At 72.3% G+C, this 23,380-nt stretch carries 17 protein-coding genes; 5 read left to right on the forward strand and 12 right to left on the reverse strand.

The genetic code is table 11. From position 1 onward, the window contains the following. Positions 1 to 14: 14 nt before the first annotated feature. The 3 genes from IE325_RS04250 to IE325_RS04260 form a co-directional block, all read right to left on the reverse strand. Positions 15 to 1,256, reverse strand: coding sequence for a DUF5919 domain-containing protein (locus IE325_RS04250; RefSeq protein ID WP_190068518.1), 1,242 nt, complete (start codon positions 1,254 to 1,256; stop codon positions 15 to 17). A 102-nt stretch (positions 1,257 to 1,358) separates the two neighbouring features. After that, on the reverse strand, positions 1,359 to 2,675 hold the full coding sequence (locus IE325_RS04255) for a copper amine oxidase (protein ID WP_190068269.1): 1,317 nt from the start codon (positions 2,673 to 2,675) through the stop codon (positions 1,359 to 1,361). An 85-nt stretch (positions 2,676 to 2,760) separates the two neighbouring features. After that, entirely contained in the window at positions 2,761 to 3,576 is an 816-nt protein-coding gene (locus IE325_RS04260) for a Tat pathway signal sequence domain protein (protein ID WP_190068270.1), read from the reverse strand. 181 nt (positions 3,577 to 3,757) lie between these two features. On the opposite strand from IE325_RS04260, the gene glgX reads away from it, so the two are divergent. Continuing rightward, positions 3,758 to 5,875 (forward strand): glycogen debranching protein GlgX, encoded by a 2,118-nt coding sequence (gene glgX / locus IE325_RS04265; RefSeq protein WP_190068271.1) that lies wholly within the window; start codon positions 3,758 to 3,760, stop codon positions 5,873 to 5,875. Here the strand turns inward: glgX and IE325_RS04270 are convergent. Beyond that, positions 5,872 to 7,548, reverse strand: a complete 1,677-nt coding sequence (locus IE325_RS04270) for an MFS transporter (protein ID WP_190068272.1) — start codon at positions 7,546 to 7,548, stop codon at positions 5,872 to 5,874. The genes glgX and IE325_RS04270 overlap by 4 nt on opposite strands. A gap of 81 nt (positions 7,549 to 7,629) precedes the next feature. Here IE325_RS04270 and treY point away from each other — a divergent pair, with 81 nt between their 5' ends. Together treY and IE325_RS04280 are read left to right on the forward strand one after the other, a co-directional pair. Further along, positions 7,630 to 10,002: a malto-oligosyltrehalose synthase gene (gene treY, locus IE325_RS04275; RefSeq protein WP_190068273.1), complete on the forward strand. Its 2,373-nt coding sequence runs from the start codon at positions 7,630 to 7,632 to the stop codon at positions 10,000 to 10,002. Positions 10,003 to 10,331: 329 nt separating this feature from the next. Continuing rightward, a complete protein-coding gene (locus IE325_RS04280; protein WP_190068274.1) occupies positions 10,332 to 11,582 on the forward strand; it encodes a M14 family zinc carboxypeptidase in 1,251 nt (416 codons plus the stop codon). Between the two features lie 219 nt (positions 11,583 to 11,801). On the opposite strand, the gene IE325_RS04285 is transcribed toward IE325_RS04280, so the two are convergent. The 3 genes from IE325_RS04285 to IE325_RS04295 form a co-directional block, all read right to left on the reverse strand. Then, positions 11,802 to 12,215, reverse strand: coding sequence for an SSI family serine proteinase inhibitor (locus tag IE325_RS04285; protein WP_190068275.1), 414 nt, complete (start codon positions 12,213 to 12,215; stop codon positions 11,802 to 11,804). Then, the gene (locus IE325_RS04290) at positions 12,212 to 13,582 is read right to left on the reverse strand and encodes a M14 family zinc carboxypeptidase (RefSeq protein WP_190068276.1); all 1,371 of its coding nucleotides are present in this window, start codon (positions 13,580 to 13,582) and stop codon (positions 12,212 to 12,214) included. Before IE325_RS04290 ends, IE325_RS04285 begins: the two co-directional genes overlap by 4 nt. Positions 13,583 to 13,721: 139 nt before the next feature. Then, the gene (locus IE325_RS04295) at positions 13,722 to 14,273 is read right to left on the reverse strand and encodes an FHA domain-containing protein (RefSeq protein ID WP_190068277.1); all 552 of its coding nucleotides are present in this window, start codon (positions 14,271 to 14,273) and stop codon (positions 13,722 to 13,724) included. Positions 14,274 to 14,405: 132 nt separating this feature from the next. Here IE325_RS04295 and treZ point away from each other — a divergent pair, with 132 nt between their 5' ends. Continuing rightward, the gene (treZ, locus tag IE325_RS04300) at positions 14,406 to 16,151 is read left to right on the forward strand and encodes a malto-oligosyltrehalose trehalohydrolase (RefSeq protein ID WP_190068278.1); all 1,746 of its coding nucleotides are present in this window, start codon (positions 14,406 to 14,408) and stop codon (positions 16,149 to 16,151) included. Positions 16,152 to 16,202: 51 nt separating this feature from the next. On the opposite strand, the gene IE325_RS04305 is transcribed toward treZ, so the two are convergent. The 5 genes from IE325_RS04305 to phsA all read right to left on the reverse strand — a co-directional run bounded on the left by IE325_RS04305 (position 16,203) and on the right by phsA (position 21,722). Beyond that, positions 16,203 to 17,129 (reverse strand): phosphotransferase family protein, encoded by a 927-nt coding sequence (locus IE325_RS04305; RefSeq protein ID WP_190068279.1) that lies wholly within the window; start codon positions 17,127 to 17,129, stop codon positions 16,203 to 16,205. A gap of 61 nt (positions 17,130 to 17,190) precedes the next feature. Then, entirely contained in the window at positions 17,191 to 18,318 is a 1,128-nt protein-coding gene (locus IE325_RS04310; RefSeq protein ID WP_190068280.1) for an aminopeptidase P family protein, read from the reverse strand. Between the two features lie 107 nt (positions 18,319 to 18,425). Further along, positions 18,426 to 19,046: a LysE family translocator gene (locus IE325_RS04315; protein WP_190068281.1), complete on the reverse strand. Its 621-nt coding sequence runs from the start codon at positions 19,044 to 19,046 to the stop codon at positions 18,426 to 18,428. A 107-nt stretch (positions 19,047 to 19,153) separates the two neighbouring features. Next, complete coding sequence (locus tag IE325_RS04320) at positions 19,154 to 19,732, reverse strand: PDZ domain-containing protein (RefSeq protein ID WP_190068282.1); 579 nt, start codon at positions 19,730 to 19,732, stop codon at positions 19,154 to 19,156. 109 nt (positions 19,733 to 19,841) lie between these two features. Then, complete coding sequence (gene phsA / locus IE325_RS04325; RefSeq protein ID WP_190068283.1) at positions 19,842 to 21,722, reverse strand: O-aminophenol oxidase PhsA; 1,881 nt, start codon at positions 21,720 to 21,722, stop codon at positions 19,842 to 19,844. Positions 21,723 to 21,886: 164 nt separating this feature from the next. Between phsA and IE325_RS04330 the strand changes: the two genes are divergently transcribed. Next, the gene (locus tag IE325_RS04330) at positions 21,887 to 23,365 is read left to right on the forward strand and encodes a hypothetical protein (RefSeq protein ID WP_190068284.1); all 1,479 of its coding nucleotides are present in this window, start codon (positions 21,887 to 21,889) and stop codon (positions 23,363 to 23,365) included. Positions 23,366 to 23,380 lie beyond the last annotated feature (15 nt).

Genomic DNA, 23,380 nt, shown 5'->3' on the forward strand with positions numbered 1-23,380 from the left:
CGGGGTGGGACAGTTCAGGACACCGGCCGCGAATCCGCCCACATGAGCTCGAACTCCTCGCGGTACGTCGGGAAGAGCCCGCCTTCGTCGATCTCGTCCGACTTGACCACTCTGTTCCCGTTGCGCAGCACCAGGACCGGCGCCTCCAGCCCCCGCGTCCGCCGCAGATAGGTCTGCACGACCGCCACTCCGTCGGTGCCGTCGCCGTCCACGAGGTAGGCCGTGAAGCGGGGCGTCTCGTCGAAGACCTGGATCTCGAAGGCGCCGGGGTCGCGCAGCCGGGACCGTACCCGGCGCATGTGCAGGATGTTCATCTCGACCGCGCGGCTCAGCTCGCCCCGCTTGATGCCGAGTTCGCGCTCGCGCCGCTTGACGGAGCTGGAGGCCGGGTTCAGGAACAGCAGCCGCACCCGGCAGCCGGACTCGGCGAGGCGCACCAGACGGCGCCCGGAGAAGTTCTGCACGAGAAGGTTGAGGCCGATGCCGATGGCGTCGAGCCTGCGCGCCCCGCCGAAGATGTCCTCGGCCGGGAACTGGCGCAGCAGCCGTACCCGGTCGGGGTGCACGGCGACGACGTCGGCGTAGCGGTCGCCGACCAGGTCCTCGACCGCGTCGATGGGCAGCCGGCGGGCCGACGGCACGTCACCGCTGCCGCCGAGGACCTCCAGGAGCCGCGCCGAGGCGCGCTCGGCCTGGTTGAGGACGGCCTCGGACAGGGCCCGGTTGCGCGAGACGACGTTGCGGGTCACTTCGAGTTCGTCCAGGGCGAGTTCGACGTCCCTGCGGTCGTCGACGTACGGCTCGAAGCACGGCCAGTGCTGCACCATCAGCTCACGCAGCTGCGGCAGCGTGAGAAAGCTGAGGACGTTGTCGTCGGCGGGGTCCAGCAGATAGCCCTTGCGGCGGCTGACCTCGCGTACGGCGACCGCGCGCTGCACCCATTCCTGCCCGGCGGGTCCGGCCGCCGCGACGACCCAGTCGTCGTGGCCGTGGACGGGTTCGTAGATGGGGCGCAGCACCGCGGCCACGACCGCGCGCAGCCGCTGTTCGACGAGGTTCAGCCAGATGTAGGCCCGGCCCGCTCGCTGGGCGCGCGTACGCACCTCGCGCCAGGCGTCGGTGTCCCAGTCCAGCTCCGGGCCGATGGAACTGGTCTCCATCGGCCGGGCCAGGGACACCGTGCAGGGTGGGACCTCTGTGGAGTTCCCCTCGTGACCCTCGTCACCAGGGGGCAACTCCAGCCCTCCCGAGCCCACCCGCGCACCGCCTTCCGCTCCCCCGAGCACTCCCCGTCCCAACGATCAAGGAAGGGTACTCCGGGAGCGGCGGGCGGTGCAGCCGGATGGACAGGGTCTTTCTCAACTACGGGGCCGCCAGTGCCCGTTCTGCCAGGCGAGCTCGCTCGGAGTGAGCGGATTCATAGCCGTCACATCACGCGGGACGATGGAGAATCCCTGCCAGTGGACCGGCATGGGCTGCTGGTCCTCGTCCCGGGCGATGTGGTGGAAGCCCACGTTCACCCAGGTGATCGGGTGCTTGAGGGCCTGGCCGCCGACCCACTTGTCGACGGACTTGGGGTGGCCGTTGCCGCAACCGGGGTTGTTGGTGGCGAACTTCTCGCACTTGTCGTACTCGGTGAAGTACACGTCGTGCTTGGTGAAGCTGCGGCCCGGGTACTTGGTGGTGACGCCGGGGACTATCTCGTACGAGCGCGCGTGGCCGTCCTTGTTCTTGCCGGTCGCGCTGACCATGCGCCACCAGCGGTAGGCCTTGGCGTCGCCCGCGAGCTCCTTGCCGACCTTGGTGACGCTGGTCTTGGTCTTCGGGGCGCGGTCACCGGCGGCGGGCGCGGTCACCGTCGAGTCGTACTGCTCGACGCGGTTCTTGGTGGAGCCGTCCAGGCCGAAGTCGAGGCGCCAGAAGACGTTGTGGCTGTGGCTGGTGGCCTTGGCCCGGTCGCCCTTGCCGATGGGCCAGCCGCGGCCGTCGCCCGCGTCGTAGTCCTCGAACGACAGGCTGCCGGTCGCGCCGACGTTCATGGTGACCGTGCCGTCGTCCTGGAAGCGCCACTCGGTCATGTACTCGTACCAGCCGACCTGGTTGACCGAGTAGACGAGCAGGTCCTTGCTCTGGGCCTGGTAGACCTTGTTCGCGGTGTCGCCCTGCATGCGGTAGGCGTGTCCCCGCGCGCGGGTCGTGGTGCACAGGCCCTTGACGTTCTGGTTCTGCGGGTCCCAGGCCTCCGGGACCTTGACGCTCTTGATGGTGCCGCCCGGACACTCCGAGGGGTCGAGGGTCATCAGACCCTGGGCGAAGCCGAAGCCCGTCAGGTCGTCGTACTCGACGCTTCCGTCGTCGTACGGGACGTGGATCTGGCCGAGCCGGGCGCTGTTGAGGACCTTGATCGGCTTGGTCTCGCCCTTGGGCTGGTAGGAGATGTTCTCCAGGACGAGCCCGGCCTTGCCGTCGTAGCGCCAGCACATCCGCCAGGTGGTGCCGCCGGTGAGCTTCTGCTCGATGCGGTAGGCGGCGCTGCAGTCGGCGGCCGGGGCGGGGGCGTTCTTCGGCTGGGCGGAGGCGGGCCCGGCGCCGGTCGTCGCGCCGGCGGCCAGCGCGGCCACGGAGAGGCCCACGGCGGCGCCCTTGCGGGCACGGCTCAATCTGTTCACGCGCATGAAGAAATGACTCCCTTACAGGAGGTGCAAGTACGTGAGGTACAGGTATGTGGAGTGCGAGTTGGAAAAGTGAACCGAGTGCGGCTCAGCGCAGGTCGAGCTTGGCGACCTTGCGGGCGCTCAGATCGATCACGAAGGAGCGGGCGTCGATCCAGGGCCCGTTCTTGACCTTCGGGAACAGCCGCACGCAGCGGTGTTCGCCGCACTTGTCGAGCACGGCCGGCTGGGCGCCCGGAACTGCCCGGTACACGGCGCCGTTGAGCAGCAGCTGGTCCGGGGAGGTGAGTTCCTTGTCGGTGGCGTCCTTGAAGTCCGCCTTCATGTCCGCGCCCAGCGGGTCGGCGATCAGGATCTTGGCCGCCTCCGCGTACTCGGCACGGCCCAGCGGCGGCTGGACGCCGTGCTCGGTGGTGCTCTGCTCGACCTTCCCGGTGTCGAGGTTGACGGTCCGGGTGACGAGCGCGTCGGCCTTGTAGTCGTAGAACGTCACCTCGGCCCGGCGTGCCGCGCCCGCCCTGTCCTGGTCGTCGGCGTCCGGCTCGGCGAGGTCGACGCCGATGCGCTGCGGGCCGCGGTCGCCGTCGACGTCCTCGCCGGCGTTGCGCAGCTGTGGGCTCGCCGCGAGCTTCGCGGCCCTGTCCATCTCGTCGTCGGTCAGCGGGTCGTCGCCCGTGCCCTTGTCGCCCTCGGCCGGAGCCTGTTCGACGACGCCCGGCGGCGCCGCCTGGGCCCCCTGCCCCTGGGCCGCCTGCTGGGCGGACTGACCGTTGCCGCTCCCTCCCGATTCGTCGGCTCCCGCTGTCCCCGGCAGCGTGATTCCGACCATGACGGCCGTTCCGGCCACCGCGATGGCCGCACCTGCCACCACCTTGCCCAGATGGCGGTGCACTATCTTGCGCACATCTTCCCCCTACTCCCCGTCGAGTCCCGGGAGTACGTGTTGGCCCCACTGGTTCGGCATACCGCGTATGCACTGGTCGACCGGTAAGAGGGACGTAAGTCATAGGTGGTTCCATCACTTTCGGGGAGACTCAGGGCCAAGGCGCCCCCCGTGGCGCGCTCCAGCTGAAAGAGTCGTGTCCATGCAGGTCTGGCCTGGAGAGGCGTATCCACTCGGTGCCACCTACGACGGCGCCGGCACGAATTTCGCGGTCTTCACCGAGGCCGCGGACCGAGTAGAGCTGTGTCTGCTGCACGACGACGGCTCGGAGACGGCGGTGGAACTGCGGGAGAGCGACGCGTTCGTACGGCACGCGTATCTGCCGGGCGTCATGCCGGGGCAGCGGTACGGCTTCAGGGTGCACGGCCCGTACGCCCCCGAGCGCGGACAGCGCTGCAACTCCGCGAAGCTGCTCCTCGACCCGTACGCGAAGGCGATCAGCGGCTCGATCCGCTGGGGCGAGGAGGTGTACGGCTATCACTTCGACGCACCCGAGCGGCGCAACGACCTCGATTCGGCGCCGCACACGATGTCTTCCGTCGTCATCAACCCCTACTTCGACTGGGGCGACGACCGCCGCCCGCGCACCGAGTACCACCACACGGTGATCTACGAGGCCCATGTGAAGGGCCTGACGATGCGCCACCCGGGGCTGCCGGACGAGCTGCGCGGCACCTACGCCGCCCTCGCCCACCCGGTGATCATCGAGCACCTCACCGAGCTGGGCGTGACCGCGCTGGAGCTGATGCCGGTCCACCAGTCCGTGAACGACCACCGCCTGGTCGACATGGGCCTGAACAACTACTGGGGCTACAACACGATCGGCTTCTTCGCCCCGCACAACGCATACGCCTCCTGGGGCGACCGCGGGCAGCAGGTCCTGGAGTTCAAGTCGGCGGTGCGGGCGCTGCACGAGGCCGGTATCGAGGTCATCCTCGACGTGGTCTACAACCACACCGCCGAGGGCAACCACCTGGGCCCCACCCTGTCCTTCCGGGGCCTGGACAATGCGCGGTACTACCGGCTGACGGACGACCGGCGCTACTACATGGACACCACGGGCACGGGAAACTCCCTGCTCATGCGCTCTCCGCACGTCCTCCAGCTGATCATGGACTCGCTGCGCTACTGGGTCACCGAGATGCATGTCGACGGCTTCCGCTTCGACCTCGCGGCGACCCTGGCCAGGCAGTTCCACGAGGTGGACCGGCTGTCGTCGTTCTTCGACCTGGTGCAGCAGGACCCGGTGGTCTCCCAGGTGAAGCTGATCGCCGAGCCGTGGGACGTGGGCGAGGGCGGCTATCAGGTGGGCAACTTCCCGCCGCTGTGGACCGAGTGGAACGGCAAGTACCGCGACACCGTACGGGACCTGTGGCGCGGTGAGCCGCGGGCGCTGGCGGAGTTCGCGGGCCGGCTGACGGGCTCCTCCGACCTCTACCAGGACGACGGGCGGCGCCCGCTGGCCTCCATCAACTTCGTGACCTGCCACGACGGGTTCACCCTGCACGACCTCGTCTCGTACAACGACAAGCACAACCATGCCAACGGCGAGGACAACCGCGACGGCGAGAGCCACAACCGGTCCTGGAACTGCGGCGTCGAGGGCGAGAGCGACGACCCCGCCGTCCTCGAACTGCGCGCCCGCCAGATGCGGAACTTCATCGCCACGCTGATGCTCTCCCAGGGCGTGCCGATGATCAGCCATGGCGACGAGTTCGCCCGCACACAGCGCGGCAACAACAACGCGTACTGCCAGGACAACGAGCTCGCCTGGGTGAACTGGTCCGCCGCAGAGGAGGACGACAACGATCTGGCGGCCTTCACGCGCGCGATGGTGTGGCTGCGCAAGGACCATCCCGTCTTCCGCAGGCGGCGCTTCTTCCACGGCCGGCCCGTGGAGGGCACCCACGACGATCTCTCGGACATCGCCTGGTTCATCCCGGAGGGCCGGGAGATGACCCAGCAGGACTGGGACTCGGCGCGGGCCTCCGCGCTGACCGTGTTCCTCAACGGCAATGCGATCTCCGAGCCCGGCACACGCGGGGAGCGGATCACCGATGACTCGTTCCTGCTGATGTTCAACGCCTCGCCGCGCACGCTGGACTTCGTCGTGCCAGTCAATCACGGACGGCGGTGGCAGGTCGTGGTGGACACCGCCCGCACGGACGGGGTGCCGCCCGGGGAGGGCCCGAAGGTGACGGCGGGCGAGCGGTTGACGCTGGTGGACCGGAGTCTGACGGTGTTGCAGCGGCCGGTCTAGGTGGGGTCGTTCGGCGGTTCGTCCTCCACGCGCGCGTGGAGGTCGGTGTACGGCTCCGGGCGAGCCGTCAGCGCGATCAGGCAGGCGGCGGCCGCGGTGAGGCTCGCCGTCCCGAAGGCCGCCTCTGGACCGTACGACTCGGCGAGGCGGCCGGTCACGGCGACGGCCAGCGCCTGCCCGCCGACCAGCGCGCTCGTCGCCAGCGCCATCGACTCGGCGAGCCGCGCGGGCGGCACCACGCGCTCGGTCAGCCCGAACACCGTGATGAGGTGCGGGGCGTAGGCGACGCCGAGGACGGTGACGGTGACATAGAGGGCGGGCAGGGTGCCGGTCCACAGCAGGGGCAGCGACAGCACACAGGCCGCCGCGGTGGCCGCCCGCCAGCGCACGGCCAGCCCGAAGCGAGCAGGCACCGCGGCCATGGAGAGCCCCGCGACCGCGCTCATCACCCCCATGGCGGCATACACGAGCCCCGCCTGCTCCGACTGCCCGAGCCGCTCGGTGAGAGCGGTGATCCCGGCCTGACAGGCCCCGAACATGGCCCCCTGGAGAGCGAGAGCGGCACGGAGGGGGTGGACGGCGCGGGGGATTCGGGGTGGGGTGGGGGCCGCCGATGTCGCTTCGGGGGTGCGGGCCGGGGCGGGAGCCGGTGGAACGGCGGCCCGGGGGTTGCCGGCCGCGGCAGGAGCGGAATTCGCCGCCCCGGCGATTCCGGCGGCGGCAGGAGCCGGTGACGCCACGTCGGCGATCCTGGCCGGGGCGGGAGGCGATGGCGCCGCCTCGGGGATGCGGGCGGGAGCGGGAGCTGCCGCCTCGGGGCTGCTGACCGGGGCAGACGCCGGTGACGCCGCCCCGGCCATGCCAGCCGGGCCAGAAACCCTCGACGCCGCCCCGGAGACGCGGACCGGAGCAGGAGCTGTCGCCTCGGGGCTGCCGGCCCTAGCAGGCAACGACGACTCCTGAGGGATGCCAGCCGGTGCCGCCCGGCGCGGCGTCTCAGCGACGTCGCACGGGCGTTTCACCGACGCGGGTCCACCAGGTCGGGGCCCTGTCGCAACCGCCGTCCGGTGCAGGGCGAAGCCGGTTCCGCAGGTGGCGACCAGCGCTGCCGCGCCGCCCACGGCGTACGCCGGATGTGCCGTCACAGCTGCGAGGCCTACCAGGGCCGGGCCCAGGACGAAGGAGATCTCGTCGAGGGTGCTCTCGAAGGACAGCGCGGCGCCCACCGTGGTGTCGCGGGCCCCGGCCCGGCGGGCGAGGGCGACGAGGCGGGCGCGGGCCATGGGCCCGATCTGCGGGACGGTCGCCCCGGCGAGAGTCCCGAGCGCCGCCAGTGCCCCCGTGGGCAGCCCCGCGAGTGCCCCGGCGACCAGCCCGGCGATCGCGAGGGCGTTGGCGAGGGAGAAGACGAGCACGACCGCCCGCTGACCGTGCCGGTCGGCGAGGCGGCCCGCCAGGGGGCCGCAGGCGACCTGCCCGAAGGCGAGCGCACCGCCGGTCAGCCCGGCCGCCGTCAGGGAGCCGCTGGTCCGCGCGACCAGCAGCACGCTGCCGAACTGGATCGTGGCGGTCGGCAGCCGCGCCAGGAAGGACATGACCGGCAGCAGCGGCCCGGTCAGGGCGAGCACCTCGCGGTAGGCCGCCGACGCGCCGCACCGCTCCGTCGTAGTCATCGCTCGAAGCTAGGCACGCGCGTGGGCCCACGTGGAGGGGACGATGACACGAAGGACGCCATGGCGGGTACGTAGGTTTCCATGACACCTGAGCGACCTGACCCGATGGTGCCGACCGCCACGTACCGGTTGCAGCTCCAGCCCGCGTTCCCGTTCGGGGCCGCGGCGGCGGCCGTGCCGTATCTGGCCTCGCTCGGCGTCTCGCATCTGCATCTGTCCCCCGTCCTGGAGTCGGTTCCTGGCTCGGGGCACGGCTACGACGTCGTGGACCACGCGCGCGTGCGCGAGGAACTGGGCGGTGAGGAGGGGCTGCGGGCGTTGGCGCGCACCGCGCGGGAGCACGGTCTGGGCCTGGTGGTGGACATCGTGCCGAACCACATGGCCATGGCCCCGCGCCACAACCGCGCCCTGTGGGAAGTGCTGCGCGAGGGCCCCAAGTCGCCGTACGCGCGCTGGTTCGACATCGACTGGGAGGCGCAGGACGGCCAGGTGCTGCTTCCGGTCCTGGGGCATCCGCTGGGCGAGGAACTCGACCGGTTCGCAGTGGACGGGGACGTCCTGCGCTACTACGACCATGAGTTCCCGCTGCGCGAGGGCACCGGCGAACTGCCGCTGCCACAGCTCCTCGACGCCCAGTGGTACCGCCCGGTGTGGTGGCGCCTTGCCCGTACCGAGCTCAACTACCGGCGTTTCTTCAGCATCTCGGAGCTGATCGGGGTGCGCGTCGAGGACCCGGAGGTGTTCGACGCCACGCACGCCAAGATCCTCCAGCTGCTCCACGAGGGTGTGATCGACGGCCTGCGCGTCGATCATCCCGACGGCCTCGCCGACCCCGACGGCTACCTCCGGCGGCTGAACGAGGCGACCGGCGGACGCTGGACGGTCGTCGAGAAGATCCTGTCGGACGGCGAGCACCTGCCTGCCTCCTGGCCCGTCGCCGGCACCACCGGCTACGACGCGCTGCGGCACATCGACGGCCTCTTCACCGACCCGGCGGGGTTCGGGGAACTCCTCGGCCAGTACCGGCGGTTCGCGGCCCCGCAGACCGACCGGGGCGGCGACTGGGAGGCGACGGTGCGGCGGGCGGCGTACAAGGTGCTCACGCACGAGCTGGCCACGGAGATGGACCGCCTCACGCGCGTGGCGGCCCGCGTGTGCGCCACCTCCCCGGAGCCCGCGCTGCGCGACCGGGCGCCCTGGGCGCTGCGCACCGCGCTCCAGGAACTCCTCGTCCGCCTTGAGGTGTATCGGCCCTACACCTCCGGTGACGCCTCCAGTGTGGTCACCGAGGAGGCCGCGGCCGAGGCCCGGCTCGCCTTCGTCGTGCCCGAGGAAGCCGGCGCGGTCGACGTGGTGCGCGGGCTCCTGCTGGGGCGGACCGGTGACGGGCCGGGCGTCGAGGAGTTCCGGACGCGGTTCGCGCAGACGGCTTCGGCGCTGCGGGCCAAGTCCGTGGAGGACACGGCGTTCTACCGCCATGTGCCGCTGCTGTCGGCGACCGAGGTGGGCGGGAACCCGGGGAGCCCCGCCGTCGCGCCGGACGAGTTCCACGCGTACTGCGCGCGCGTGCAGCGCGACTGGCCCGCGACCGGCACGGTCACCTCGACGCACGACACCAAGCGCAGCGCCGACGTACGGGCCGCCCTGGCGGTGCTCACCGAGTGCCCGGAGCGCTGGGCCGACGTCCTGACCGAGGTCACCCGCGACGGCGAGGGCGTCCCGGACGCACAGCTCGCGTGGGCCGCCTGGCAGACGGTGTTCGGGCTGGGCGAGGCGGACGTCGAGCGTGTTCAGGGGGCGCTGCTGAAGCATGTGCGCGAGGCAGGGCTGTTCACCAGCTGGACCGAGCAGGAGCCGCCGTACGAGGAGGCGGTGGCCGCCTTCGTCGCGGCGGGGCCGTGCGGGACGCCTGGCGAGCGTGTGGCGGCCTTCCGAAGCGGTCTGGAGCCGCACATCCGGGCCAACGTGCTGGGCATGGCCCTCACCCAGCTGACGATGCCGGGCGTGCCGGACGTCTATCAGGGCACGGAGGGCGAGTACCGGGCGCTGGTCGACCCGGACAACCGCCGGGCCGTCGACTTCCCGCACGCGGATCCCGGCGAGAAGGGCACCGTGACGGCCGCGGCGCTACGGCTGCGCAGGCGGCGTCCCGAGGTGTTCGGTGACTCGGCGTCGTACGCCCCTCTCACCGCCGAGGGCCCGGCGTCCGCCCACTGTGCGGCCTTCACGCGCTCCGGTGAGGTGGTCACGGCGGTGACAAGGCTGTCGCTGCGGCTGGCGCGCGCGGGCGGCTGGCGCGGGACGCTGCTGCCACTGCCGCCGGGACGGTGGGCCGATGTGCTCGCTCCGGAGCGGGAGTTCACCGGGCACGCGCGCGTGGAGGAGCTCTTCGACAGGCTGCCGGTGGCGCTGCTGGAGCGGGTGGGTGGGGAGGGGAGTGCGGCGTCCTGGTAGCGCGTATGGCGTCGTCACGCGCCGTAGGACCATGCCCGCGCCCGGCTCGGACCCGCGCATGCTCCGGGGAGCCGTGTACGGCGGCGGGCGTGTGGTGACGAGCGACAGCGCGCCGCCCGCGTCCGAGCGCCCGGCGGCCGATCGCCGCAGGCGGGCTGCGGGAGGCATCCCTATCGGACGGACCCGGTCCTACCGTCGCCGCCGACCGCCCCTGCCGCCAGGCGGTGAATGCAACCGGGCGCCCCCAGGAGCCTCCCCCGTGAAGTCCTTGACACGTAAACGAGAAGGTGCGGTACTGCGGATTGCGAAGCCGGGCGGATGTGACGGGGGTGAGTCTCCTGCCGGAGCTGCGCTACCCCACCCTTGCCGAACTGGTGCTGTCCGCCCGCGCACTGGCCGCCCATCGACCGGGTCTGTGCACGCTGAGACAGGTGGGGGCCTCGCGAGCGGGCAGACCCCTTCACCTGCTGTCCATCGGCCACGCCCGACGCGCCGTCCTGGTGGTCGCGGGCGCGCACTCCAACGAGCCCACGGGCGGACCCACTCTGCTGGCCGTCGCCGAACGGGTGCTGCTGGAGCGGCGGTTGCGGGCCGACGTCTCCTGGCACTTCCTGCTGTGCGCGGACCCCGACGGGGCGAGCCTGCACGACACTCCGGCGCCCCGGAGCCTGCTCGACTACCACCTCGGCTTCTTCCGGCCGGCGGCCCCGGAGCAGCCGGAGTGGGCACCGGCCGCACTGCCCCCGGGGCGACTGCCGCCTGAGACGCGCGCGCTGACCGGAATCATCGACGAACTGCGGCCCTACCTCCAGGTGACCCTGCACGGCACCGATCTGGGCGGCAGCTGGGTGCAGTTGACAAAGGACGTCCCCGGGTTCGCCGAGCCGTTCGCGAAGTCCGCGGCGGAGCTGCACATCCCGGTGGAGACCGGCGCCTCCGACGCGGCGGGCTGGCCCGCGGCCGGACCCGGGGTGCATGTGATGCCGGCGCCGGGCGCGGGGGCGGCGTACCCGAGCATGCCGGACGACGCGCGCAGCAGCACCTGGTACCACGTGCACCGGTACGGCGGCCTGACCGCGGTCGTCGAGGTGCCGATGTGGGCGAGCGACCTGGTCGACGACCCGGCGCTGCATCCGAACCCGACGCATGCGATACGGCGGCTGGGGAGCCGGCTGCTGCGGGACGCGCTGGAGGTGGAGGCGGTGCTGGCCGAGGCGCTGCCCCGGCTGGACGGCGCCGACGGGCCCCTGTTGCGGGCCGCCACATGGGCGCTGGAGGTGGTGCCGGGGCTGGCGGCCGACTGGATGCACACGCCGCCCGCCGACGACACCATGGCGTACGTCGGGAGCGTGGACGCCTTCGGGCGGCGGCTGCCCCTGCGGGCGGCGGCGATGCTGCTGCGTGTCCTGCAGGCGGCCGACGACCGCGGGGCCCAGCGGCTCGAACACCTCGTGGCGACCTGGAGCGACGCCTTCGCCGAGCGCTTCCGCGCCCGCTGGGTGCCCCTGGAGCATCAGGTCGAGCACCAGTCCCGCACGGTGGTCGCGGTGGCGCTGCACGCGCGCGAGGGGGCGGCCTGAGCCCGGCGGCCCCGTCCGCCCCCTTGTGGACATCCGCGGTGGCCGCGTCCTGATTCCGGGTGCAGCGCGCGGGTGCGGGGTCGCAGGCGAGCTCGCGCACGGCGCGAGGCCTGAGCGGATCATGGTGGCCGAGCAAGTCCGGAACGTTCGCGCCGGCGCCGGCCACAACAGGCCGCGCGGGCCACCGAAAAAATTCGCGGACTCCGCGGTGGACCGACGTCAGTGGTCCACCGCGAACACGGCCCCTGTCCGCGCCGCCATTCCGCAGCCGTTCGAGAACGTCTCGTGGTACTCGACCGGGTGGCCGTTCCACTCCCCCCGCGCGTGGGCGGTCACCGGCGCGTAGATCATCGGGCAGAAGGCGTCCTTCTGCCGGAGCCGGCTGATGTCGCCGCCCACCCGGTCGAGGTCGGCGCAGGCCTCCTCCGCCTTGGCGTGGCCGCGCGGCGGGTCGCACAGCAGCAGGGTGCCGGGCGTCTCGCCGTGGCGGCCGTCGCCGCGGGTGACCGTGACGAAGAGCCAGTTGCCGGTGTCGGAGTCCTGGGCCGCCGCCGGGGGCGTGACCACGCCGAGGGCGAGGGCGGCGGCCGCCGTGAGCAGACCGCCTCGTACCGCTGGGATGCGTCGCGTCATTCCCGGTGTATCGGCACGGCCGCCCCGGCATTCCACCCCGACTCACCCGAACGGGAGCACGCGGGCGCGTACCGCCCGGCGAGTTCGAACGCGGCGAGCACCACCCGTGACTGGTACTCGACCTGGCGGGCGACGGGTATCCAGCGCGCCCCGCAGCCGTCGCGGTAGTCCTCGCACCACTCGTCGATGAGCCGGTCCAGCTCCGGCAGCACACCGGCCGGATCGCGCCCGGCGCCCGTCACGAGCTGGTGCAGCAGCCCGGCGGTGCGCAGGGCGAGGCGCCGTCCGGCTATGCGCAGGGCGGCGAGGTGGGCGGTGCTGAGCGCGGGGAGGGGGTGGGCGCCGACGGGGTCCTCGAAGTCGGGGTCCCAGGTGTCGGCGAGCCCTGGGCAGACCAGTAAATAGTCGTCGACCGGGGCGAGCAGCCGGGCCGTCTCCGGCCCGGCCGGAAGGTACGGCCGCAGGCGCTCCAGCAGCCGTTCCAGGAGGCGGGTGTCATGGCGCAGGGTGTGGCTCACCCTGCGCAGGACCGTTTCCTCATCTGGGTGCCGCGCACCGTCCTCCACCGCGGCCACGCCCCACATGGGGGCCTCGACGACCGCCGTGACGGTGCCGTGCCGGTGCGGATGGAACCAGGTCGACTCGACGGCGGCCTCGGTGATGGCGGCGGCCAGATCGCCGCGCCGGGGCCGGGGGATCCGGTACACGGCGGGCCCCAGTTCCGGCCAGTACAGGGTGTCGTAGGGGCCGAGTTCGCGCGGGATGCCGAGACGGGCGGCGGAGTGCGCGACCCGCTGGGCGAGGCCGGGCAGGTCGTGGGTCAGTTCGACGAAGCCGCCGCCGACGTCCACGCCGTGCAGGGAGCACTGCAGAAAGGGCCGCAGTTCGTCCTGGAGGTCGAGCAGGGCGCGGGTCTCGGGCAGGGTGGCGGCGTCCGCGCCGTCGGGCAGCCATTCGGGCTGTTCCAGGAAGCCGGGGCGGAAGAACTTCCGGAAGTAGGCGCCGAGGGCGTACGGACCGCGCAGCCAGGCCTCGTTGCGGCGCAGTCCGTCGGGGTCCAGGCAGAGCAGCAGGTTCCAGGTGGCGTCGGCGCCCTCGTGCAGCCGGGGGTCGGCGAGCACCCGTTCGGCCAGCCGCAGTACGGTGCCGCCGCCCACGGGCTCGTTGGCGTGCGGTCCTGCCACGACGAGGGCCTGGCGGCTGCCGTGGCCCACGGACAGCAGCCACAGGGGGGTGCCCGCGCGGGAGGTCCCGACCCGGCGCAGCCGGGTGTCTCGGGGGCGGCGGGCGACTAGCGCGGCCGCCCGGGCACCCAGCTCGTCGACGGTCGGGTAGCGGAGGAGTGGCGGCAGGGCACACCTCCACAAATGTGGTGCCGTCGGTTCACCTGATGTGCATGGTGTACGCACAGTCAGTCACGACTTGACGACTACGTCAACACCGTAGAAGGCAAAGGGACTTGCCTCGATCCGTCCACGTACGGCCGAGGCCAGGGCCGGGATTGGCTCAGGTGGCGGCGAGCCGGAACGACATCCGGCCGAAGCCCACCTGGTCGCCCTCGCGGACCACCACGGCGCCGATGACGCGCCGGCCGTTCACGGTGGTGCCGTTGGTGGAGCCGAGGTCGCGCAGGACCCACAGGCCGCCCTGGTGACTGAGTTCGGCGTGCACCCGGGACACCGTCTCGTGGGTGAGTCGCAGCCCGTTGGCGGGGTCGCGCCCTATGCGCAGCGGATGTCCGGTCGCGGGGTGGGGCAGCAGCAGCTTGGGCAGCCGCTCGGCCTGCCAGGCCCTGCGCAGCCGTACGGTGAAGCCGGAGACCGCCTCCACGGTGCCGAACACCAGACGCGACAGCTTGCTCTCGGAGGGCAGGTCGGCGGTGAGCACGGCGAGCTCGTCCGAGCGGCGGGCCGCGAGGGCCAGCTCCATGCGGCGTACGAACGTGTCGTGCGACAGCCTGCCCATGGCGACGCCGTCACGCAGCACCTTCAGCGCCTTGTCGCGCTCCGCGTCGGACAGCCGCGCGGGGTACGTGTTGAACTCGAAAGACGACGTCACGGTGCTGATTGTCGGTCAGTGAACCTCGGGTGTCCAGAAAACGGGGAAACGGCCGCCACGTGCGCGTGCCCGGCCTGTTTGAAGCACCATGGACGGGCTACATCACGGTGAGCCGACGAAGGGGAACCGTCCGTGCAGTTCGAGGTGTGGGCACCGCAGGCCGACCGTGTGACGCTCCATTGCGAGGGCGCCACGCGTGCGTTGGAGCGCGATACCGATCGCGCGGGATGGTGGTGGGGGGAGGCGGACGCGCGGGACGGGACACGGTACGGCTTCGCGCTCGACGACGGCCCCGTCCTGCCCGATCCACGCTCGCGCCGGCAACCGGACGGCCCGGACGGGCTGAGCGCGGTCGTCGACCACGAGAGCCACGAGTGGCGTACCGAGTGGGCGGGCCGGCCGCTGCCCGGAGCGGTGCTGTACGAGCTGCATGTGGGCACGTACACGTGTGAAGGCACGCTGGACGCGGCGGCCGGGCGGCTGGAGCATCTCGCCGAACTGGGGGTCACCCACGTCGAGTTGATGCCGCTGAGCCCCTTCCCCGGCCGCCACGGCTGGGGCTACGAGGGCGTCTCGCTGTGGGCCGTGCACGAGCCGTACGGCGGGCCCGAGGCGCTGAAACGCTTCGTCGACCGGGCGCACGAACTCGGCCTGGGCGTGGTCCTCGATGTCGTCCACAACCACTTCGGCCCGTCCGGGAACTATCTACCGCTCTTCGGCCCCTACCTCACGGACACCCATCAGACGCCCTGGGGTGCCGCCGTCAACCTGGACGCGCCCGGCTCGGACGAGGTGCGCGCGTATCTCGTCCAGAGCGCGCTGGCCTGGCTGCGGGACTACCGGATCGACGGGCTGCGCCTCGACGCGGTGCACGCGCTGAAGGACACACGCGCGTGCCACTTCCTGGAGGAGCTGTCGACAGCCGTCGACGCGCTCTCCGCCGACCTGGGCCGCCCGCTGTCGTTGATCGCCGAGTCGGACCTGAACGACCCTCGGCTCATCACCGCGCGCGAGGAGGGCGGCCTCGGACTGCACGCCCAGTGGAACGACGACTTCCACCACACCCTGCACACCGCGCTGACCGGCGAGTCCCAGGGCTACTACGCGGACTTCGGGCGAGCGCCCCTGGCAGGCCTCGCCAAGACCCTCACCGGCGGCTACTTCCACGACGGCACGTACTCGACGTTCCGGGGCCGGCGCCATGGACGCCCCCTGGACCGCACGCGGGTCGCGGCGCACCGCCTCCTCGGCTACGGCCAGACCCACGACCAGGTCGGCAACCGGGCCCAGGGCGACCGGCTCGCGGCCACCCTCTCCCCCGGGCTGCTGGCCTGCGCGGCCACGCTGACGCTGACCGCGCCGTTCACGCCGATGCTGTTCATGGGCGAGGAGTGGGCCGCGGGCACGCCCTGGCAGTTCTTCACCGACCACACCGATCCGGAGCTGGCCGACGCGGTACGGCGTGGCAGACGGCGGGAGTTCGCGGCGCACGGCTGGGCCGAGGAGGACGTGCCCGACCCGCAGGACCCGGCGACCCGGGAGCGCTCCTGTCTGGACTGGTCCGAGCTCGACGGCGAGCCCCACGCGCGCGTGCTCGCCTGGTACCGCCGGCTGATCGCCCTGCGCCACGAACAGCCCGACCTGACCGATCCCGACCTCGCCGACACCAAGGTGGCCTACGACGAGCAGCAGCGCTGGCTCGCCTTCCGCCGCGGGGACGTACGCGTGGCCGTCAACCTCGCCAAGGAACCGGCGGCGATCCCGCTGGGTCCGCGCAAGGCGGCCGTACTGGCGGCGTGGGAGCCGGTGGAGGCGCCGGGGGCGGACGGGGTGCTGGAGGTGCCCGGGGAGTCGGGGGTGGTGTTGTTGCAGGGGTGACGAGAGCAAGCGACCTCACAGGGCGATGGGCTCTCAGATCCCCTCCCCGTCCTAGTCCTCCCTCAGCTCCGTGACCCGCTCCAACAGGATCGCCTCCCACGCATGCCCAAGGCGTTGCCTCAGCAGCGGCAGCGGCGTCTCCCCCGTGCCGTCGAGCCGGGCCGCGAGGTCGAGCACCGCGTCGCAGCGGGCCAGCCACAGGCCGCGCAGGCAGGGGCGGGCGCCGTAGCCGGCGAGGGTGGCGGCGCGGACGGCGGCCGGGGAGCCCACGGCGAGCGCGAGACCGGCGATGTCCTCCGCCGGGTCGCCGAGGACGGTGTCGGCCCAGCCGAGGATGCCGCGCACCCGGCCGTCGGCGCTGACGACGAGGTGGTCGGCGGTGAGGGCGTGGTGGACGAGGACGGCGGTGCCGGGCTGGGCGGCGAGCTGGACGGCACCCGGCTGGGTCAGCTGGCGCAGCCGGGTCGCGTCGAACTCGTCGGCGTCGGCGAGGCGCGCGGCCGGGCGTTCGGCGGCGCGGCGCAGGGCCTCCAGGGAGCGTGGCGCGGTGCGCGGCACACCGAGCGCCTCGGCCTGCCGTACGGGGACCTCGCGCAGCCCCGTGAGCAGCCCGGCCAGATCGGCCTCGCCGACCGCCGAGACGTCGTACCGGGTGCCCGAACCGCCGGGCACCTTGCTGTCGAGGGTGTAGGTCAGCCCGGGCGCCCACTCGCCGTACGCCACGCTCGTCGGCAGCGCGACGGGGACGTGCGGGCGGACCAGGTCGCGCAGGCGCAGCTCGCGGCGCTGGCGGGCGGTGGCCTCGCGGTCGGGGGCGAGGCGCAGCACATGCCGGGTGCCGACCCACCAGGTGGCGGGCTGGGCGCCGGGGGCCGCGGGGCGGACCTCGGGGCCCGCCGAGTCGTCCACGCCGTCCTTGAGCAGGGAACGGACCAGTCGGCGGACGGTGTCCGCGGTGGGTGTCGGTGCCTGGGTCATGGTCGCGCCGCTGTCGCTCGGGGGTCTACGGGGGCTCCTTGCGCCGGGATCGGTCGGCCGCTCAGTCGACTATGACCAGCTCGCGGGTCGTGTCGTTGAGGCGCCGGCCGCCGTCCTCGGTGACGGTGACGATGTCCTCGATGCGCACTCCGAAGCGGCCGGGCAGATAGACGCCGGGCTCCACGGAGAAGCACATGCCGGGCACCAGGGGCTGCTCCTCGCCCTCGATCATGTAGGGCGGCTCGTGGGTGGTGACGCCGATGCCGTGCCCGGTGCGGTGGATGAAGTACTCCCCGTAGCCGGCGTCCGCGATGACCGCGCGGGCGGCCCGGTCGACCTCCTGGCAGGCGACGCCGGGCCGGACCGCTCGGAAGCCCGCCTCCTGGGCCTCGCGCACCAGGTCGTGGACCCGGCGCTCCTCGTCGGTGGGTTCGCCGACGTGGACGGTGCGGGAGGTGTCGGAGCCGTAGCCGTCCTTCAGACCGCCGAAGTCGAGGACCACCATGTCGCCGCGTTCGATCGCGCGGTCGCCCACCTCATGGTGCGGGTTGGCGCCGTTGGGCCCGGAGGCGACGATGGTGAAGTCGACCTGGGAGTGACCGAAGCGGCGCAGCAGATGGGCGAGGTCGGCGGCGACCTCGGACTCACGGCGACCGCCGAAGGGAACCTTCCGGATCTCCTCGAACGTTGCGTCAGCGGCCGCTCCCGCGGCCGCCAACAGCTCCAGCTCGGCGGCGTCCTTGACGGCGCGCAGCATCGGCAGGGCGTCGGTGAGGGAGGCGTACGAGGTGCCGGGCAGCGCCCGCTGCAGGGCCAGCAGATGCATCGCCCAGGCGTTGTCGCTGATGCCGAACCGGCCGCTCGGGTCGAGGAGGGCGGCGGTGGCGGCGTAAGGGTCCTTGCCGTCGGTCCAGTCGCGCAGGTTCAGACCGGGCGCGCCGGAGGCCTTCGCGGCGTCCGGGGCCTCCAGGGCGGGGACGATCAGGATGGGATCCCGGCCGGGGACGAGGACCAGCAGGGTGAGCCGCTCGGTCTCGGCGGTGGGCGCGTAGCCGGTGAGCCACACCAGGTCGGGGCCGGGTGCCACCAGGAGCCCGGCCAGCCCCGCGTCGGCGGCCGCCCGCGCGGCACGCTCCATACGGGCCCGGTAGTCGTCGGCGGTGAAGGGCGCGGGTGCGGTGCCGGTCATCCGGGCCTCCCTGGGCGCGTGAAGGGACTACGGGCAGCATCCTGCCCGCCCTGAGGGGGCGGCGCGAGCCGATCGGCGGGTCTGGCGGGCGGCCGCTGGGGCACGGCTCAGCCCTCCAGTGCCATACGGACGCCGAGGAGGAGCAGTACGCCCCCGGAGACCTGTTCCAGGCGTCTGCGCACGCCCGCGCGGGACAGCACCGACCTCAGCCGGCCGACGAACCACACGTACAGGCCGTAGTAGCCGACCTCGTAGACCGCCCACAGCGCGGCGAGGCCGATCATCGTCGGCAGGTGCGGGGCGCCCTGCGGGACGAACTGCGGCAGGAAGGACATGGCGAACACGGCCGCCTTGGGGTTGGCGAGGTTGAGCAGCAGTCCGCCCCGGTAGGAGGCCCAGCCGCTCTTCGGTGTGCTCTCCCAGGTGGTCTCCCCGGCGCCGTTGGCGCGGCGGGCCTGGCGCAGGGCCTGGACGCCGAAGCCGACGAGGACGACCGCGCCGACGACGCGGATCACGTCGTACGCCATCTCGGAGGCCGTCAGCAGCGCGGTCAGGCCGAACGCGGCGACCAGGCCCCAGATGAAGACACCCGTCTCGTTGCCCAGCACGGTCAGGAAGCCCGAGCGCCTGCTCTGCAGCGACTGCTTGATGATCAGCACGGTGCTCGGGCCGGGTGAGGCGGCGACGAGGGTGCAGGCTCCGAGGAAGGCGATGAGGGTGGTCGGCATGGGGGTCATCGTGGCCCTGTCGGCGGAACGTGACCAGTGGTTTTCACGGACTCGTCCAACGGGCCCGGCCGACGGTCTCCGCCGGCGGCCTCGTCCGGCGGCCGGGCTCAGGTGACGACGCCCGGGACCACCGTCAGCTGCTGATAGCCGCCGCTGCGGTGGCGCACGGTCAGGTTGATGCCGTCGCCCGGGCGGGACCTGGCGACGGCTCGTGCGAGGTCGGCGGCCGAGTCGATACGGGTCCGGCCGAAGGCGAGGAGCAGGTCGCCGCGGACCAGACCGGCGGTGTACCCCGGTCCTGGCACATGGACGCCGACGATCAGGGCCCCCGGCCCGTCGTCGTCCACGGCCTCCACACCGAGGGTGGCGACGACGGCCGGGGACGGCGAGGAGACCGGAGCCGGGGAGTGCGAAGGTGTTGCCGGGTTTCCGGGTGCCCGGTGCCCGGCCTGCCGCTGCAGCTCGGCGAGTCGGCTCATGCCGATCACCGTGGCACCCACGGTGCCGAGTCCGACCCCGGACAGAAGCAGGACCAGTCCTGCCAGCAGGGCGCACCACAGGGTCGTGAGCCGTCGGCCACGGCGCCGGGGCGCGGCGTGCGGCCGTCGTGCGCCGGGGTCGGACGTGGCACCTTCGCCGGGCCCCTGACCAGGCATGGGCTTGGGTCGCAACGCAGTCTGTTCCATCGGATCGCCTCCGGCTGGTGACTACCCTGCGCACCGGCGCACAACGATCCACGAACGAGTGAGACTGACCCGTGGTCAGGGGCGGGAAGCCATAGCCGTCACACGCGCGTCAGCCTGTGTGGCCGCCCCCGTGGCCGCCGTGGCCGCCGCCGTGGTCGAACTTCAGGGCCTCCGGCGGCATGACGACGAACGGCCGCATCATGCCCATGTCCTCGTGCTCGAGGAGGTGGCAGTGGTACATGAACCGGCCGTACGCGCCGTCGAACCTGCCCATCACGCGCAGCATCTGGTTCCCCGGCACCCGGAAGACGTCCTTGTAGCCCCGCTCGTTGGGCGCCAGCGGGATCGTGGTGCCCGCGTCGTGGCGGATCGGGCCGCGGGTGCCGCCGATCGCGGGGTCGAAGCCGGAGACGTCATAGGCGTCCCGGCCGAGCAGCTGGAAGTCGGCCAGGTGGATGTGCATGGGGTGGACGATCGGCGCGAGGTTGAGGAAGCTCCACTGTTCATGGCTGCCCTCGGCGATCGTGAAGCCCAGGCCGTCGTTGAAGGTGCGGGCCGTGCGCCGGTAGGTCTTGGTCTTCCCGTCCGGTCCGGTGACCTGGATGACGCCCTCGGTGGGGACCTGGATGTCGGCGCCTTCGATCTCCGTCATCTCCCAGATCTCCGGGTGGCCGCCGCCTCCCTTGGTGGCGGGCGGGGTGAGGACGATCAGCCGGTGGCCGTGCTCGATGTCATGGGTCAGCCGGCGGAAGGAGCCGGAGAGCACCTCGGGCAGCTCGAAGGTGTCCGCCTCGCACGTCTCCCGGACCCGGAACTCCATGACCGCCGGATAGCGCACGTCACCGGCCGGGTCGGGCACGCCGGGCGGCTGGTTGGCGCCCTTGTTCACCAGGCGGAGCGTCCGGCCCGCGAGGCCGCGGAAGTCGACGAGCAGATCGAAACGCTCGGCCGGCGCGGCGGTCAGGGTGGGCAGCGCGCCGTCGAAGTCGACCGGGACCGGGCGCGGCAGCAGTCCGCCGTCGCTGCCGATCTGGTGGACGACGCCCGGGACCGGGTTGTCGTCCTCGTCGATCAGGACGAGGTCGTAGGTGCGCGCGTTGGACGCGTTGACCAGCCGGAAGCGGTGCCAGGCGGCGTCCACGTCGGCGTACGGCCAGATGCGGCCGTTGACCGTGGTGTACGGCCCGGTGAACGGGATGGAGACCGGCTTGCCCGTCTCCGGGTTCTTGTCCTGGACGATCACCGTCTTGTGCAGCAGCCTGCCGTTGAGCCTGCCGTCCTCGTCGGTGTCGAGATTGCGGTCGGCGAGCAGCAGCGGGATCTCCCGCTCCCCGCGGGGCAGATGCAGGGCGTCCTCCTCGTCGTCACGGACGAGGTAGGTGCCGTACAGGCCCGTCATCACGTTCCACCGCGTGATGTTCATCGCGTGGTCGTGGTACCACCACTGCACCGCCTGGTGGTCGTTCGGATACTCGGACAGCTGGGCGTCGCCGAAGCCCACCGCGTTGTCGGCCCAGCCGTCGTTGCCACCGCCCGTCTGGGCGCCGTGCAGATGGGTGACCGACCAGGCGGGCAGGGCGGCGACGTCCTTGTTCGGCTCGACGCCCTCGCGGCCGGGCTCGGTGGTGGACTGCGGGCGGCCGTCGGTGCGCAGTGGCACCTCCACCGAGGTGACCGGGTACTCGCTGTCCTTCGGGATGCGGTTGGTCCAGGCGATGCGCACGCGCTGTCCGCGCCGCACTTCGATGGTCGGGCCCGGCACCCGGCCGTCGTATCCCCACATCAGGGTCGGCGGCAGCTGCGGGTGCAGGCGCACCCAGGTCGGGCGCAGGGCGATCTCGGTCTCGCGCAGGACGTCGCCGGACGCCGGGCGTAAGACGGTGGGGACGGGCAGCGGGGCCACGTACGGCGTGAGCTCGCCGGTGTGGAGCGGCTGCTCCGTCTCGGCCTTCGCGTCGCTGTCCGTGAACCTCTCGATGATGTCGGTCAAGGTCGAACACCCCCGTGTGTTCTCGTTGTCTGTTCCCCTCACCTCAGAAGACTCGCGACGCACCGGGGAAGTTCCCTGAATATCCCATTCCGCACGAAAAGTTTCGGAAACGGCATCCGGAGGCGGGAAGTCCGTTGTCAGTGGCCGCTGTTACGTTCTGTGACATGACCGATCGCGCGCTGCGGCTGCTCCGGCAGCACCAACATCTGGCCGAACTGGCCGCGTTCCCCTTCAACTTCGACCTGGCCCGCGCGGCCCACGGCCATGTCGAGGAGGTCCGCCTCGCCTCGGGTGGGCCGCTGGAGGTGGTGGCCGGGGACGACACCGGCGGTACGTATTTCGTGTGCGCGGACGGGTCGGTGCTCCACGCCGACTCGGAGGGCTCGGCCGGGATCATCGGCTCCAGCGTCGCCGAGGCCCTGGAGATCATGATCGGTCTGGCGGAGGTCGAGGACGAGGACGACGAGGAGGGATCCGATGGGCGGGATGAACTCGAGCAGGCGCGGGCGGAGCTGCGTGCCGCGTTCGGCTTTCCGCAGCGCTCCGTCGCGGAGCTCGAAGCCATGCTCCGGGCCGCGCTCCTGCGCACCGAACCCGACTTCGTCCTGCTGAACGACCTGGAGCACAACGCCTATCAACTGCTCGACACCTACCCCCGCCCGCCTCTGTGGGAGCCGGTTCTCGCGACCGGTCGCGCCGATCTGGCGATGCTGCGTTCGGGCGGGCGCACGGCGTGGGAGGAGGTGGCCGAGGATGCCCTACGACGCCGACTCGCCCTGCGGGCCGCGCAGTTCGACCGTGCCGAGGGCGATCTGGAGCTGCTGCGGCATCTGCTGCGGCAGGAGGCGCGGTCGTCGATGACGGAGGAACTGCGGCTGGCCGCCGTACTGGTGGGGCTGCACGGTGACCCGGCGGACCTGTCGCTGCTGCACGAGGTGCGGGAGACGGACTTCGACACCGCGTGCGGCCTCGGCGGGATGCCGGAACCCGGGGCGAGCTCGGAGGAGTTGCGGGACTGGGCGGTCGAGCTCGACGAGTCGCTGTTCGGCACGGACCCCTCGGACGAGCCGGTGAGTACCTGGACCGACCTCGCCCGGGACCAGGGCATGACCGAGCTGGCCCGGGTGACGCTGATCCGGGAACTCGACGAGATCTTCATGGACCAGAGCAGACTCCGCCGCCCCGACGCCCCACGCGCGTTGGCCACCGCCCCGCTGCGCGCGCTCGCCCGTGACTTCGAGGAACTCGGCGATCTGCCCCAGGCGCTGCGCGCCCAGAGGCTGTACGCCGCCCTTCAGGAGACGGCATGGGACCGGGCCTCGGCGCTGCACACCCAGGCCCTTCTGGAACGGGAGTCGGGCCAACTGTCAGAGGCGACAGGGACCTTGGCCGCCGTTCGGGACGCCCTGGCCACCCCTGGAGACGACTCGCTGCGCCACTGGCAGAGCGTGAACCTCGGCCGCTTCCTCACCGAGGAGCACTACCGGCTCACCCGCGCCCTGGCCGACGCGAACCGGCCGGAGGACGCCCGCGCGCTCCTCGCGGCGGCCGACGCGATACTCGGCGAGCTCTCGGAGAACGCCGCGAACGGCATACGGGAGCTCGCCGAGGAGACCGCGGCACGGGTGCGCGAGGTCGGCTGAGGACGGGCGGGCGCC

The organism is Streptomyces lanatus (assembly GCF_014655715.1).
Taxonomy (GTDB): Bacteria; Actinomycetota; Actinomycetes; order Streptomycetales; family Streptomycetaceae; genus Streptomyces; species Streptomyces lanatus.